A 13,706-nucleotide genomic window follows, 5' to 3' on the forward strand; every position below is an offset into this window, starting at 1 on the left:
AAATGAAAAAACGACTGGTATCACAATCGTATCAAATAATTGCCTAATCCTCTCACACCCATTTACGCATAAAGTTAATTAGCTTTATAATAGGACCATCGCAGACAGAGGAGGGATTTTATGTTTGAACAATTATATAGACAAAGAATTGAGCTCGCAAAAATCATAGAGGGTCACACAGGACGGGACGGAACTCAAATGACTGCTATTCCGTCTTTATTTTTCTCCCGTTATTCTAATGATACTGGACCAAATTACGGAGTTAACAAGCCTTCCTTATGCATTGTCGTTCAAGGGCTGAAGGAGGTACTGCTGTCACAGGAGCGTTTTCAGTATGGTCCTGCCGATTACCTAGTTGCATCCGTTAAGCTGCCAATTACCGGACAAGTCACCGAAGCCTCTTCCGAAGTTCCTTATTTGGCTTTCAAACTTGAATTTACGCCAAGTGAAATATTGGAGGTCTTACGTGAATTCCAAATGGGAGTTGACAAGAAGGAAAATGCTAAACGAGGTATGTATGTCAGTAAAATAGAGCCATCTTTGCTAGACGCGGTAACAAGATTAGCTCGTTTACTAGATACTCCGAAAGACATCAAGGTACTTGCTCCTCTAATCACGAAAGAAATCATCTATAGGGTTCTGCAAGGAGAACATGGCGGTATGCTGAAACAAATAGCAATAGAAGGAAGTTCTACCCATCAAATCAGTGACGTGATTGAACATATCATGAACAACTATGAAAAGTCTTTTAAGATTGAGGAACTTGCGGAAATAGCAAATATGAGTGTTTCTTCACTCCATCGGCACTTTAAAGAGATAACAGCAATGAGCCCAATTCAATTCCAAAAACAACTGAGACTACAAGAAGCTCGGAGCCTGTTATTATCCGAATCAGAGGATGCAGCAGATGTTGCATTCCGGGTTGGCTATGAAAGTCCATCACAGTTTAGCCGTGAATATTCGCGTATGTTTGGCTTACCACCTAAAGAAGATGTAAAGCGGTTGAGAGATAACCAAGACAAAACGATAATCCTGTGAATCCCCTTCCTTATGGTGGGGGTCCTTTTGTGTAGAAAAAAGGGATAACACTCTATAGAGAGCATTAAAGCGGAAAATATGTCGTAACTAACACAATAAAATACACATTGTGAATCATTTTACTTAAACTAAACTGCCGCGTTAGCTTAATAAGAACTTCAATAGAAAAGTTATTTGAAATCGATTTGGGGAGTAGGGTATAAATGGAGTTCTGATGATGAATAGCAATCTGGTTTAACGTTTGTAGTTAAAAATAGGGATTGCGTCGCAACCCCTATTCCCCAGTAAACAGCCTGTTATTTGGTTGAAAGTTCACTTTCCGTTACCCATTGATGATTTTTAACCTTTTTTCCACCAGTAGTTGGAGTGTAATCAATCATATAAACTGTGGTTTTTACTGCTGAATCGATGGTACCAGTTGCTCCCATCATACCTTCCATATGATCTGCTTCTAATGTAACTTCAGTTCCAGGTTTTAAAACTTCATCACCAGCATTTTTTATTTCCTCTTGAATAACCCATTTATGGTTTTTCACTTTTTCTCCCTCAGTTGTGGGCGTATAGGTAACTGCATATGCTATCGTATCATAAGCACCAACAATCGTTGCTTTTGCACCGTTCATGCCCACCATGTGTTCACTATGAACAATTGCTTCACTTCCAACTTTATAGGTTGGATTCTTTTCCTCTTTTAACCCTTTAGGAACTTCACCCGAACTAGAGTGATTCATTTCAGTCATATTTTTATGGTCCATGTTCATATTTTTATCACTGCTGTTCTGATTACTATTACTGGTACAAGCAGATAACAAAAACGCTAATACTAAGGTAACAATTCCTACAACAAATTTTTTACTTTTCATTTTTATCCTCCTTAAATTATTTTCAACAAGAGTTTACAACAAAAATGTGCAGAAAATATGCATTTACACTATTTCGATGTTTTTAAATAAATTCGGGACCTAAGTATTACGAATTATAAAAAAAACTACTTGTAAATGCATTGTCTGAGTCTTGCAATTTAATAGAAAAACACCAACTTCTGAAAGTTGGTGTTTTTTAAATTAATTATTTGGTTTTATCGGCTAATTCCTTCAAGGAATCAGTCAGTTGGTCATTTAAGGTACCTAACGCCTCTTTATCAAGAGTTGCCGCTTCAGAACCCGCTATTGTTGGGTCAAGGTATTTTTCAATTTTCTCATATAAATCTTTGTTATCCTTTTTAACATCATCTTCAAAAGAAGACCATTGATCTTCTAATTTTGGTCCAACTTCCTTTACCTTTGCTTGGTCTCTACTATCAATAGCTTTTGATAACTGTTCCGTTGTATCTAACATTTCATTTACACCATCAGAAACTTTACTATCAGTTGAACTACAACCCGCTAATACTAAAGCACTTCCAAGACCGATTGCTAAGACCATTGATGTTAACTTTTTCATGATAGTTTCCTACTTTCCATATTATTATTGTTCAACGCAATAAGTTTTTTATTTTTAAATTTTTTTAATAAAAGTATCATAACTGCACCAAGAACTAGAAATATTTGAGGAATGGTGCTTTCCCATGATGGGTAGAGTGCAAAAAAGTCTATGCTTGGTATGCTTTGGGAATTGGTCGTTTGGATTAATCCAGCTAATTGAAGGCTGTGAATCCCCATTCCTGTAAACTTAATACAGAGGTAAAATACGATAACACTAGACACCATAAAGAATGGGCGAAGTGGTAATTTCAATCCCACATATATCATCAAATAGGCTAAGATCCCAAGTATTGCTGCTCCAATGAGGAAACCAATTAATAATGACTGAAGTTTTATTTGACTTGCCATTCCAATATAAAACAATACGGTTTCCGTCCCTTCACGAAACACAGCAAGAAAGGCAAGAACCCCTAACGAAACAAGTTTACCTGTTGTTAATGCAGTTTGGCTTTTTTCACGAATATACCGATTCCAATCAGCAATATTGGATTGGCTATGAAGCCAATAGCTCATATATAACAACATTACTGCCGCAAATACCCCTGTCCATCCACCAATAAGGGCATTATTATTACCAAACGCTCCAGATGAAATAACAAATTTTACAATGATTGCAAGTATCAAACTAATGCCTAGACCCGATAAAACCCCTGTCCATATCCAACCTTTTCCCTTACCTTCTCCTGATTTCTTTACAAAAGACATAAGCGCAATTACTACAAGTAAAGCTTCTAAACCTTCACGTATAAGGATCATTGCTGCATCCCAGTAGGTGTACTTCGATTTATCAGCTAAAGGAGTTAGGTATTTTACCATGTTATCAATTGTTTTATTAGCTGCTTTATAATTTGGTGGATTAGCTGCAAGCATAGCTTGAATGGTAACCAAATCTCTTTCAGAATCACTATAAACGGAGGCAGATTGTGCAACCACTACTCCTTCTACACTTAACCAGCTACTACTTGCCTTTTTAATGCCTTCAAGTGCTTGATTTTGATTTTGCTCTTTAACTTCCTTTTTTGTTTCTTGGAGAAGCAAGATAAAATCATCTAAAGAAATATCTTCTTTCTTAAAACCACTTTCTTTTGAATATCCACCACTTGCAACTTTTTCATTTACAGCCTTTAAATCTTGTAAACCCTGTAAAACTTGGTCTTGTTTTTTAAGAGTAAAAGCATAGACTACCTTTCCCATATTCGACTCAATATCTCGGTAAGCAGTAGCTGAATCACCTTTTATCCCTTCTTCAATTTGTCTCCAAGTTTTGTTAAATTCATCATAAGACTTTTGAGCATCCGAAAGGTTCCCTTTAGAAGCAAAATCGATGGCTTGATCAATTGATACTTCAGCTTTCTTAATATCCTCGCTGGAGCTTCCAGCTGCTAGTACAGGATTATGTATGCCAAATCCTAATATTAATACAATAATAGATAATATAAGTAGTAGATTTTTTCTCATAACAATCCCCCTGGAAAAGTCACCCAATTGATAACGAATTTCAATATCATTTATATTTACTATTGTATTTCCATTGATAATAATTGTCAATTAGAGATTTTTTTATTAGTTACACTAATTTGAATATTAACTTTTAAAACATAAATAAAAAGGGGAATGCTTTGGCTAAGATGCCAAACCCTCGGATGTACCGCAAAAATTGTATTAAAAAACCTTGCCATTTGAAGGCAAGGTTATTATTTATTTATTAGTTTACTTTACAGATATTTTCCTAATAAAATATCTGTAAAGGACTCTTATTTATAAAACAAGAACAGGTAATGCTTCCTCTTACACCTGATTTATCGCTCCTCCACAATAAGCCTATTCCCCTTTGCCTTATCAATAAACACTCAAGTAAACTTGAAACATCAAGGAATCGGGCAATCCACTATTCAGCTGGAAAACGAAGAACACCCTCATGACGAATCAGCCATTTACGCTTACCTTTTATGGTAAGCGATGACAGAAAATCGTGATTAAATGAATAATTAGAAAACATCTATTGTTTATTACTTATTTTCACCAAAATCACGGTAGAACATTTAATTCGCGGAACTAACATGCTGTATATATTGTGGTAGAGTTATAAAGAAATAAGTGCCTTTTCCCTGTTCACTTTTTACTTCAATTTACCCACCCATTCCTTTAATTACACTAAATGAAACCATCATTCCCAATCCAGTCCCGTTTTCTTTTGTCGAAAAATAAGGTTCACCTAGGCGGTCTATTTGATGCTGCGTCATACCTTTACCTTCATCTTTTATGGTTACCCTTATATTGGATGACTGTTCGTAGTTTAAAGCAATTTGTATTTCCCCTCCTCCAGGCATCGATTCAATGCCATTTTTTAATATATTGAACAGGCATTGCTCGAATTTTCTTCGTTCACCTAAAACAATCTTGGTATATATTAAAATAAATTGCCGTCGAAACTTGAATATTGGAAATCTTTGAAAATGAAAGCGCTTTCTGATATGATCAAATCAGGTGAATGGCATAAGTTTCCATCATTATATTTAGCGAAGGCAGGCTAGTACATTAAAATTAAATTAATTACCGTACTGCAAAATCCATAGAAATATTAATTAAGGGGAGAGAAAATTGAAAAAAAGTCAAATTCTGTTCAGTGAATTTGTTAAGGAAGATAGATTTGCACTTAATGAGTATCTAATAAGTTTATTTAATCAAATTAGAGAATACTTTCCGATACAATGCACAACAGAACAGCAAGAAAATGGAATAAAAAATTAGTAAAATGCTCCTTCATTAAGGAGAGAATTTATTTATAAAACAGGCATAACGATGTTATGCCTGTTTTCTGTGTATTTAGAAAGTAAAAATGCAGTTTATGTTTATGGCAGTATGTTTTATGAATTTAAAAAGACAAAATACCTCATAAAGTATTCTAATATTATCAAGGTTATTATTCCTAAATGGCCCGCCGGCGATTTAAATAGAAATCAAAACAAACACCCCTATCATGAGCGCTTCTTCCAAATCACAATGTTTTTCATCTTTCCTTAATAAATAAGGAGCAAATTTTGTAGTTTAATACAATTATCTGACAATTAGTCAGTAGCGCAAATTAGGTGGGTAGTTGTACATAAAAGAAAAGATAATTTCGTTTAAATGCAAATCTCCAACACACTGAAAATCCGGAAATTATAAGTTTTTTAAAATGCTGCTTGCATTGTTTTTATAACGTAGACCTGCCTGAACATATCGATCAACCATTTCCCTAGTTTTATGACCTGTTTGTTTCATAATTGCTATTTCTGTCATTCCCATCATTGCTGCGCTTGTTGATAATCCACTTCTTAAACTATGTGCTGCAAAGTCGTTTGCATCCATCCCAAGTTCTCCGATATATTTCTTTATAATGAGCTACGGATTTATCACTTAACCTTTCCTTGATACTTCCATGCCGATCAATTGAACGAAACAACGCTCCAGTAGTGATTTTACTTATTTGTGCAGGAGTAAGTTCATTTATTCGAAATTAAATTACGCTCTTTTATGAACTCTAAAATTTTGATTAACTACATTTTCACGAATCAAGAAACGTGATAAGCCAAAGGTTGTAACTAGAGCAAACACAACTCCTAAAGCTCCAAACCAAGTGATCGATGATACTGATAATTGCCCAACTACTAGCCCTCCTAGACCTGCCCCAACTGCGAATCCTAATTGCATCATTGACTGATTCAGACCTAGTAAGACATCAGAAGATTCTGGATGAATTGTTGCTAAATTATATTGTTGTGTAGCACCTGAAGACCACCCTGCAAATGACCAAATGATAAGAATCATAAAAACTGCGATTAAAGAACTTGATGCGAATGAAAGCAAGATCATCGAAATGATATTAAGTACTAATCCTCTTTTTAAGGTAGTCACTATACCCCATCTATCTGCACTGAAGCCTCCGAATTTAGATCCAAATAAGCTAGCGATTCCAAGAGCAAGTAAAGCTATACTTAAAAGGTGATCACTCATTCCAACAGTATTGATAAGATAAGGAGATAAATAAGTAAATACAACTCCATAACCTGTCATTAAGAAGAACGTTATTGATAAACCTAGTGTAATTTTAGGTTTTTTCAACATTACAATTTGTTTAGTTAAAGGAATTGGTTCATCCCCCATTATTCGTGGGATTGAATTTAAAATGATAAATATTGCAATAAACACTAATAGAGCAACACCAAGAAAGACAAATTTCCACCCATAAGCAGATGTAATAAATCTACCAATAGGTACACCAATTATTAACGAAGTTGTAAATCCCATAACAACAGTTGCAATTGAACTCGCTTTTTTATCTGCAGGTGCAATTTTTGCTGCTAAACTTAAAACAGTAACAACTGCTACCCCTGTACTTAAAGCCATAATAATTCGAGCAATCATAAACAAGCCATAACCAGGCATGATTACTGAGAGTATATTCCCTAGTATAAAGAAACTCAAAGAATAAATAAGTAACCTACGTCTTTCCATTTTAGCCAATAATGCCATTAGAATAGGTGTACCTATGGCATAAGCTAGCGAATAAACGGTAATAAGCTGACCAGCAGCTTCAATAGAAATGCTTAAAGCATCTGCCATTTTATCTAAAATACCTGTAATGATATATTGGGATGTACCGACTAAAAAACTAATCATTGCTAAAATATAAATCTTCCCGTTATTTGACATGTATAATTTCCCTCTCCATTTTTTTACATTAATTTAATATTTCTATAAATACAGAAATATCAAATTGATAAAAAGAAGCTCAATCAAAAGCTTCCTTTATTTTTCCATTTTCATATGGATTCACTATTTATACTAAAATATTTAGATGTTTCTTTGCATCGTATTCTTCTAATTCTTCACCATTTTTCAAACAATGAAGAAAGTTCGGATTTGAAATTAATGGACGTCCAAATGCTGCAACGTCAATTGTCCCTTCTTCTAAAGCTTGTTCAGCCATTTCTGGATCTAGACTGCCAACCCCAACAATCACTCCATCCCAATATTTGCGTACTAATTGATGCATTGTTTTTCCATCAGCAAGTACTCTATTAAATTGCATGATTGATGGATGTAGTAAAGTAGCGCCAACTTCATTAAATGCTTCAACAAATGTACGAATGGCCGTTTCTGGATCTTCCCACATATAGTTTGGAACATCAGCTTTATGAGCAGAGAATCGAATCATCGTTCTCTCAGTACCAATGGCATCTATAACTGCTCTTATTACTTCTTTCATGAATGTTAATCTTAGTGCTAGAATACCTCCATATTGATCAGTGCGATGATTCGTTATGTCTGAATTAAATTGATCGATTAAATATCCGTGTGCAGCATGAATTTCTACCCCATCAAATCCAGCTTCGATTGCATTTTTTGCCGCCTGCGCATATTGACTTACAACTTCCCTTATATCCGCAATTGTCATCTCTTCAGGGATATCATATGGCTTACGAAAACGAGATACTAATCCTTCAGCAGGAATGGCCGAGGGGGCTTGCGGTGGCAAGTTTCCTGCAAGTTCATGATGTGATAAGCGTCCTACATGCCAAATTTGTGTAATTATCGTACCGCCTTCTTTATGCACAGCATCAGTTACTTTTTTCCACCCTTTAATTTGTTCCTCAGAATAAATTCCAGGAATTCCAGGATAGCCTTTTCCTCTAGGACTAATTACTGTTCCTTCTGAAATAATTAATCCGATTCCGTCAGCAGCACGTTTTCGATAATATTCCACCACATCATCTCCAACTACGCCAGTTTGATTATCAGCAAAACATCTAGTTAAAGGAGCCATCGCCGTACGAGAGCGTAAATTCCATGCTCCCATTTTTATAGGTTCAAAAAGTTTACTTTCTAAACCATTTTTCAGATTCCCATTATGATCTTTGCTTAGTTGACTCATATGATTTTCCCCCATTCAATTCTATTATTCGGTATTTCTATAAATAATGAAATAAAGATTAAAAATATTCCGCTTTCTGTTTAAAGTAAAGCGGGAGCGTATTGTTCAAGGACTTCTCGTTGTAAACTATAATATCGGAAGGTACCCTCTTTGCGAACGGAAAGCAATCCGCAATCGAGTAATGGTTTTAAATGATGTGTCAAAGTTGAATTGGCCGACACTTTTATTTGATTTTTCATTTCATGGCAAGCTAATTCCGGTTGTTTTGCTAAAACTTTAACAATTTGTAAACGTGTTGTTTCACCCAGTGCCTTATAGACTTTTACTGCAATATCATCATTCACCAAGGATGACCCCCTTCCAAAAAAAATAAATACATATTTCAGTATTTATAGAAATATTGTAATTAAATAGAAATCCCATGTCAAGAAAAATAATTTTTTTGGTTGACCACTTAAAGTTCTTGAATTAATGCCCCTTTGTTTTATGTATATATTTGAGTAAACATTTAATGAACCCCTCATCCAACCGGAAAGTTCCCTACAAAGGATACTTAACGAGTGAAGGTGTTGGTTACTTTTTTTCCTTGAAAGGTAGATTTATCATTATAAAGACTTAGAATGAATTACCTCTTTTTTTGAAATTAGGTTACATCAAACAAATTGATAATAATGCTAATGTTAATATTAAAATTAATTTATTAATTACTAAAAGGCCCCTCAGGAAATGAAGGGCTGTTTATTATTATTCTAGATTAGTTGACCTTCTTTTCACCATTCCGCTTTTTTCTAATTCCGTACCACCCTCCACCGTTAACAACAAGAAGCCGAAAAATGCTTCTCTTCTTAGAGTTACCCAAAAACTAAAACCAAAATCAAATTGGGTATGGAGCATTGACAGTTTCGTTCATATCAATACATCTCTTCACAAACTTGCTCATAATTATATGAAAGGATGAAGCCATTTTGACTTCATCCTCATTATAACTGTCAAACATTCAACATACCATCTTAAGGCTGAACATTTATCGTAATCGTCGGTATCGGGTTTTCAAAAGGTAGAGAAACGACTTTATCATCCGTAATCAACAAAAAGTGTACTTCTCCACCTTGATCAAACGTATAAGAGTTTCCTTTCCACAGACGGTCAGAATTCGATGTATTCAAGGGAGAACCATTATTCCATGCATCCGAATAAATGCCGATAATTCCCCGTTCGAAGGCAGCTCTGTGCCCCTTTAGTGGTAGGATATAAATATTATTTGTACATTGTAAAAAAGAACAGCGAAAATCCGTTTGTTCTACTTAAACAAATTAAATGCCATTTTTGTGTTGGATTCAAATAAATCCGTAAATCCTTTTTGTGCAGTTTTAAATTGATTTAAAGCCTCATCACGAATCTTTTTTTGCTGTTCGATATGATTTTTATATGTTTGTTGGAACTGCTCTTGTGACTGATTTAATAAATTTAAACTTTCTTTGTATGGAGTAGAGGTTAACTGTTGAACACGGTTATTTATTTCATCTAGTTGAGCATTCCACTTTTCGAAAGTTTGGCTTGCTTGTTCACCGGAAACTGTTTCAACATTTTTATTTACATAATCGCGAACTTCTTCAATTAATTTTTTCTGTTGTTCTTGGATAAAGTCCATGCCGCCAGCAATTTTCTCCAATGATTCTTTTTGTGTTGTAAATGCTTGAAGCAAAAGATTTTCTATTTCTTCTTGAGAAGCGGTCACCTTGTCCAAACTGTTTTTCCAAATGTTTAATAGGGATTCACCAAAATTAGTAATGAACTCATTGTTTAATTCCATTATAAAAAACCACCTTTTTAATATATAACCATATATGTAAATTACACCTATGTGAGAAGCTTGTCAAATAAATATTATTTAAAGTATTTCTTTTTAATCATTTTGGCAGACTAGATATCCTTGTTAATAATGCAGGGATTACAAGAGACAGGGCCAGTTCCCTCCGGCTATTATAGTTTATGACCACAGTAGAAGAGATTACCACTGCTACCAATAACAAAGAAGCGACAAAAATCACCGCGGCTGTCCCAACTATTCGATTGCCACTACGGTTTTAAAAAAAGGAATGATGGGTGCAATCATTAAAAATAATAAGTACTCTTACCAAAAAACAGCAGCCAACACTTTTGGAACTAATGCTAACCAATAAGAAACAGACAGGTTTATAAAGGCAATTTACCATAATGTAATAAAGGGCTTTTCGATTACGAAAGTGCATAATGCCAACAACTCAGTATGTTATTTTTTATAATCTAAAATAAAAGCCGATTTTTTTGGCATTTCAAATATAATGAACCATATTCAGATTTTGAATATGATATTTCTCTAAGAGAATCCTATGTATAGTCGGATAATATAAAAAAAGAGGTTAATCACATGAGTGAAAAAGGTTTTGAGAATTATAATTTAAGCACGGAAATAAAAAGAGCACTTACTGGCAAAATACAAAACTCCCACAGATGTCCAGAACTAAGTTATACCACTATTTTAAGGCTAGTCTCTACCTTTAAAGAAAACAAAAATAAATTTTAGCATTTTCTCCAAAGGGATCAAATGGTTTTTTCTTGGTTCATTATATAGTTTACATTTCATTAAATAATAAATTAAAAACAATGAGGATATTGAAAATAAAAATAAGGATAATTAATACAATATCAAATATAACAAGAATATCATATACATATATGTTGATGATATCATATTAAACAACGTTATTGTTGAAATAGCTTTACCAGATGGCATTCTGTGCCCACTATAATTTACAGCTCTTAAATATAGATGATTAATAATCTATTAGATTTTTTTATCCCAATGGATTAACCAGAACCATGCATCTAATTTGTTTTTTTCTAATCCACGTTTACATGAAAGTTAATTTTAACCAATAAATATAATTATAACTAAATCAATAAACATTAATCTTTTTATACAAAATCAGATTAAAGTATTAGTTACAAGACATTGCGATGGGAGCAATGAAGAAAAACCTCCATTTCTAGAGGTTTCTCATTCATTAAATATTATAAATAAAATCCTCAGGTATGACCCGTCTTAAGAAATGCTGCGTTCTTTCTTCTTTTGGTCGTGAGAAAATTTCCTTTGGAGAATTCTCTTCTACAATCACACCGCCATCCATAAAGATGACTCGGTTGGCTACATCCTTTGCAAAAGACATTTCATGCGTCACCACTAACATGGTTGTTCCTTCTTTTGCAATATTTTTCATGACGGTTAAGACTTCACCGACTAATTCTGGATCCAGTGCAGACGTTGGTTCATCAAATAAAATAATATCTGGATTTAACGCAATCGCTCTTGCAATGCCAACCCGCTGCTGCTGCCCGCCAGACAGTTCAATAGGGTAGGAATTCAATTTATCTGCCAATCCGACCTTCGCCAAGGCCTGTTGCCCCAGCTCATTGGCTTCTGCTTTCGGAACCTTTCTTCCAATGATAAGACCTTCTGTCACATTCTCTAATACTGTTTTATTCGTAAACAGATTATAATTCTGAAACACAAAAGCAATCTTTTGCCTGATTTGATGTATTTGTTTTTTGGTTGCTGATTTAAGGTTTACATCAATATCACCAAAAATGGCTTGCCCCTGATCGGCTCGTTCAAGAAAGTTAATGCACCGAAGCAATGTGGTCTTACCAGAGCCACTCGGGCCAAGAATGACAACCACATCACCCCTATCAATCTGTAAATCTACTCCTTTTAAAATCTCATTCTTACCAAAGGACTTGTGGATATTTTTAATCTCTAACATGACTTTGCCTCCAATCATGATCTTAGGCAGCGGCTGCTTTATACTTTCTTAACCGTTTTTCATACAACTTAAATAAGGTTTCCACTAAGCTGCATAAAATGAGATAGACAAGAAAGATATCGATGTACGCTTCAATAAAATTGTAGCCAACATTGGCTGCCACTTGAGCTTTTAACGTAATCTCTCTCAATGACAAAGCATAACCCAAAGAGGTAGCTTTAATGAGATTGACCGTTGCTGTACAAATATTGGGCAATGCCACCACTAATATTTGTGGAATGAGTATTCTTCTAAACGCTTGCACATTGTTCAACCCAACGGAATAAGCTGCTTCCAGCTGCCCCTTACTGACCGTGCTAATAGCAGAACGAAATACTTCTATTAAAATAGCCGTTGTATTCAACGAGAAAACAATAAATGCGTACCAAATCGGATTGATATCGTAGATACTCGTTTTAACATGATACTTCTCGAATATGGGAGCCAATAGTAGAGGAACACTTGTAAAAATAATAAAAATTTGAACAATGACAGGAGTCCCTCTCACAAACGAGACATAGACTCGTGCCAACTGGCTTATCACTGGAATTCGATTAATCCGCGATAAGGCGAGCAAAAATCCTAAAGGCAGAGCAATGAGTAAGGAGACAATCGTAATGAGTAAGGCTATAGGCACTCCAGATAATGCAACAAAAAAGGTTTTTACTAAAAATGAGACATCCAATCCGACCGACATGCTGTCACCCCCTATGTCGTTTTTATAACCAGTTTACCTTTACTAAAAATCTTTTCTAACTTTGAAAATAACTGTTCAATCAAAATGGATAAAACCCAGTATATAAGAGATAAGGCAAGATAAATTTCTAACGAATGAGAATTATAGTTATTTGAAATAATAAGGCTTGCTTTCCCCATAATATCAACCAAACCAATGGTATACGCTAATGATCCTTCTTTCATTAATTCAAGGAGGCTGTTGCCGAAATTGGGCAATGCGACAACAAATGCTTGCGGCAACACAATTCTCCGAAATGCCTGGGAAGGACTAAGCCCGACACTAACCGCTGCCTCATATTGTCCCCGGTCGATCGCTTCATAGGCCGTTCTCATCACCTCAGACATGAAGGCCCCAAATTGCAGCGAAAAGGTAATCACAACATATATCGAAGTGTGAAGATGATTCAGTTCTGTACCAAAGTTACTGGCTATTGCCGGAAGCCCGTAATACACTAAAAATAAAAGAACAATAGAGGGGGTACACCTTAAAATGGTGGTATACCCATTGGCGATTTTTCTGGCAGCTGTACTCGTTCCGAGTTTCATTACGGCTAAGATAAATCCTAGAATCGTACCGAACAAAACCGATAGACCTGCAACCATAAAGGTTACGTGTAAAAACGAAAGAAGTTGTGGCAATGCTCCCCAAATGTAGGTACTATCAAAATACGTTTGCATATTCCACCT

Annotated in this window: 15 protein-coding genes; 3 read left to right on the forward strand and 12 right to left on the reverse strand. The window is 35.0% G+C overall.

The features are described from left to right. Positions 1 to 120: 120 nt before the first annotated feature. Entirely contained in the window at positions 121 to 1,038 is a 918-nt protein-coding gene (locus QF028_RS11830; protein WP_429465609.1) for an AraC family transcriptional regulator, read from the forward strand. Between the two features lie 296 nt (positions 1,039 to 1,334). Here the strand turns inward: QF028_RS11830 and QF028_RS11835 are convergent, their stop codons facing one another. The 4 genes from QF028_RS11835 to QF028_RS11850 all read right to left on the reverse strand — a co-directional run bounded on the left by QF028_RS11835 (position 1,335) and on the right by QF028_RS11850 (position 4,996). Beyond that, positions 1,335 to 1,901: a YdhK family protein gene (locus QF028_RS11835; protein WP_429465611.1), complete on the reverse strand. Its 567-nt coding sequence runs from the start codon at positions 1,899 to 1,901 to the stop codon at positions 1,335 to 1,337. A gap of 205 nt (positions 1,902 to 2,106) precedes the next feature. Continuing rightward, complete coding sequence (locus tag QF028_RS11840) at positions 2,107 to 2,481, reverse strand: hypothetical protein (RefSeq protein WP_215007217.1); 375 nt, start codon at positions 2,479 to 2,481, stop codon at positions 2,107 to 2,109. Then, entirely contained in the window at positions 2,478 to 3,980 is a 1,503-nt protein-coding gene (locus QF028_RS11845; RefSeq protein WP_429465613.1) for an FTR1 family iron permease, read from the reverse strand. Before QF028_RS11845 ends, QF028_RS11840 begins: the two co-directional genes overlap by 4 nt. A gap of 671 nt (positions 3,981 to 4,651) precedes the next feature. Then, the gene (locus QF028_RS11850) at positions 4,652 to 4,996 is read right to left on the reverse strand and encodes an ATP-binding protein (protein WP_429472286.1); all 345 of its coding nucleotides are present in this window, start codon (positions 4,994 to 4,996) and stop codon (positions 4,652 to 4,654) included. A 127-nt stretch (positions 4,997 to 5,123) separates the two neighbouring features. Here QF028_RS11850 and QF028_RS11855 point away from each other — a divergent pair, with 127 nt between their 5' ends. After that, complete coding sequence (locus QF028_RS11855) at positions 5,124 to 5,273, forward strand: hypothetical protein (protein ID WP_429465615.1); 150 nt, start codon at positions 5,124 to 5,126, stop codon at positions 5,271 to 5,273. Between the two features lie 411 nt (positions 5,274 to 5,684). Here the strand turns inward: QF028_RS11855 and QF028_RS11860 are convergent, their stop codons facing one another. From QF028_RS11860 to QF028_RS11880, 5 genes are all read right to left on the reverse strand, one after another. Further along, positions 5,685 to 5,873, reverse strand: a complete 189-nt coding sequence (locus QF028_RS11860; protein ID WP_429465617.1) for a hypothetical protein — start codon at positions 5,871 to 5,873, stop codon at positions 5,685 to 5,687. Between the two features lie 153 nt (positions 5,874 to 6,026). Then, a complete protein-coding gene (locus QF028_RS11865; RefSeq protein WP_429465619.1) occupies positions 6,027 to 7,217 on the reverse strand; it encodes an MFS transporter in 1,191 nt (396 codons plus the stop codon). Positions 7,218 to 7,344: 127 nt separating this feature from the next. After that, positions 7,345 to 8,439, reverse strand: a complete 1,095-nt coding sequence (locus tag QF028_RS11870) for an alkene reductase (RefSeq protein WP_429465621.1) — start codon at positions 8,437 to 8,439, stop codon at positions 7,345 to 7,347. A gap of 80 nt (positions 8,440 to 8,519) precedes the next feature. Further along, positions 8,520 to 8,783, reverse strand: a complete 264-nt coding sequence (locus QF028_RS11875; protein WP_168243889.1) for an ArsR/SmtB family transcription factor — start codon at positions 8,781 to 8,783, stop codon at positions 8,520 to 8,522. A 956-nt stretch (positions 8,784 to 9,739) separates the two neighbouring features. Continuing rightward, positions 9,740 to 10,252: a hypothetical protein gene (locus QF028_RS11880; protein ID WP_429465623.1), complete on the reverse strand. Its 513-nt coding sequence runs from the start codon at positions 10,250 to 10,252 to the stop codon at positions 9,740 to 9,742. Positions 10,253 to 10,849: 597 nt separating this feature from the next. On the opposite strand from QF028_RS11880, the gene QF028_RS11885 reads away from it, so the two are divergent. Next, entirely contained in the window at positions 10,850 to 11,005 is a 156-nt protein-coding gene (locus QF028_RS11885) for a hypothetical protein (RefSeq protein ID WP_429465625.1), read from the forward strand. Between the two features lie 481 nt (positions 11,006 to 11,486). On the opposite strand, the gene QF028_RS11890 is transcribed toward QF028_RS11885, so the two are convergent. The 3 genes from QF028_RS11890 to QF028_RS11900 are packed head-to-tail and all read right to left on the reverse strand — an operon-like array spanning position 11,487 to position 13,697. After that, complete coding sequence (locus QF028_RS11890; protein ID WP_429465627.1) at positions 11,487 to 12,242, reverse strand: amino acid ABC transporter ATP-binding protein; 756 nt, start codon at positions 12,240 to 12,242, stop codon at positions 11,487 to 11,489. 22 nt (positions 12,243 to 12,264) lie between these two features. Beyond that, complete coding sequence (locus tag QF028_RS11895; protein ID WP_429465630.1) at positions 12,265 to 12,978, reverse strand: amino acid ABC transporter permease; 714 nt, start codon at positions 12,976 to 12,978, stop codon at positions 12,265 to 12,267. An 11-nt stretch (positions 12,979 to 12,989) separates the two neighbouring features. Next, positions 12,990 to 13,697 carry an amino acid ABC transporter permease gene (locus tag QF028_RS11900; RefSeq protein ID WP_429465632.1) on the reverse strand — a complete coding sequence of 236 codons (708 nt, stop codon included), beginning with the start codon at positions 13,695 to 13,697 and terminating at the stop codon, positions 12,990 to 12,992. Between the last annotated feature and the right edge of the window lie 9 nt (positions 13,698 to 13,706).

This window comes from Neobacillus sp. B4I6 (genome assembly GCF_050434045.1).
Classification (GTDB): domain Bacteria; phylum Bacillota; class Bacilli; order Bacillales; family Cytobacillaceae; genus Neobacillus.

What these genes read in the sequence shown, in the direction of transcription:
- QF028_RS11830 (WP_429465609.1), top strand. Translation starts at nt 121, where the DNA reads ATGTTTGAACAATTATATAGACAAAGAATTGAGCTCGCAAAAATCATA.
- QF028_RS11835 (WP_429465611.1), bottom strand. Translation starts at nt 1,901, where the DNA reads ATGAAAAGTAAAAAATTTGTTGTAGGAATTGTTACCTTAGTATTAGCG.
- QF028_RS11840 (WP_215007217.1), bottom strand. Translation starts at nt 2,481, where the DNA reads ATGAAAAAGTTAACATCAATGGTCTTAGCAATCGGTCTTGGAAGTGCT.
- QF028_RS11845 (WP_429465613.1), bottom strand. Translation starts at nt 3,980, where the DNA reads ATGAGAAAAAATCTACTACTTATATTATCTATTATTGTATTAATATTA.
- QF028_RS11860 (WP_429465617.1), bottom strand. Translation starts at nt 5,873, where the DNA reads ATGGATGCAAACGACTTTGCAGCACATAGTTTAAGAAGTGGATTATCA.
- QF028_RS11865 (WP_429465619.1), bottom strand. Translation starts at nt 7,217, where the DNA reads ATGTCAAATAACGGGAAGATTTATATTTTAGCAATGATTAGTTTTTTA.
- QF028_RS11870 (WP_429465621.1), bottom strand. Translation starts at nt 8,439, where the DNA reads ATGAGTCAACTAAGCAAAGATCATAATGGGAATCTGAAAAATGGTTTA.
- QF028_RS11880 (WP_429465623.1), bottom strand. Translation starts at nt 10,252, where the DNA reads ATGGAATTAAACAATGAGTTCATTACTAATTTTGGTGAATCCCTATTA.
- QF028_RS11885 (WP_429465625.1), top strand. Translation starts at nt 10,850, where the DNA reads ATGAGTGAAAAAGGTTTTGAGAATTATAATTTAAGCACGGAAATAAAA.
- QF028_RS11890 (WP_429465627.1), bottom strand. Translation starts at nt 12,242, where the DNA reads ATGTTAGAGATTAAAAATATCCACAAGTCCTTTGGTAAGAATGAGATT.
- QF028_RS11895 (WP_429465630.1), bottom strand. Translation starts at nt 12,978, where the DNA reads ATGTCGGTCGGATTGGATGTCTCATTTTTAGTAAAAACCTTTTTTGTT.
- QF028_RS11900 (WP_429465632.1), bottom strand. Translation starts at nt 13,697, where the DNA reads ATGCAAACGTATTTTGATAGTACCTACATTTGGGGAGCATTGCCACAA.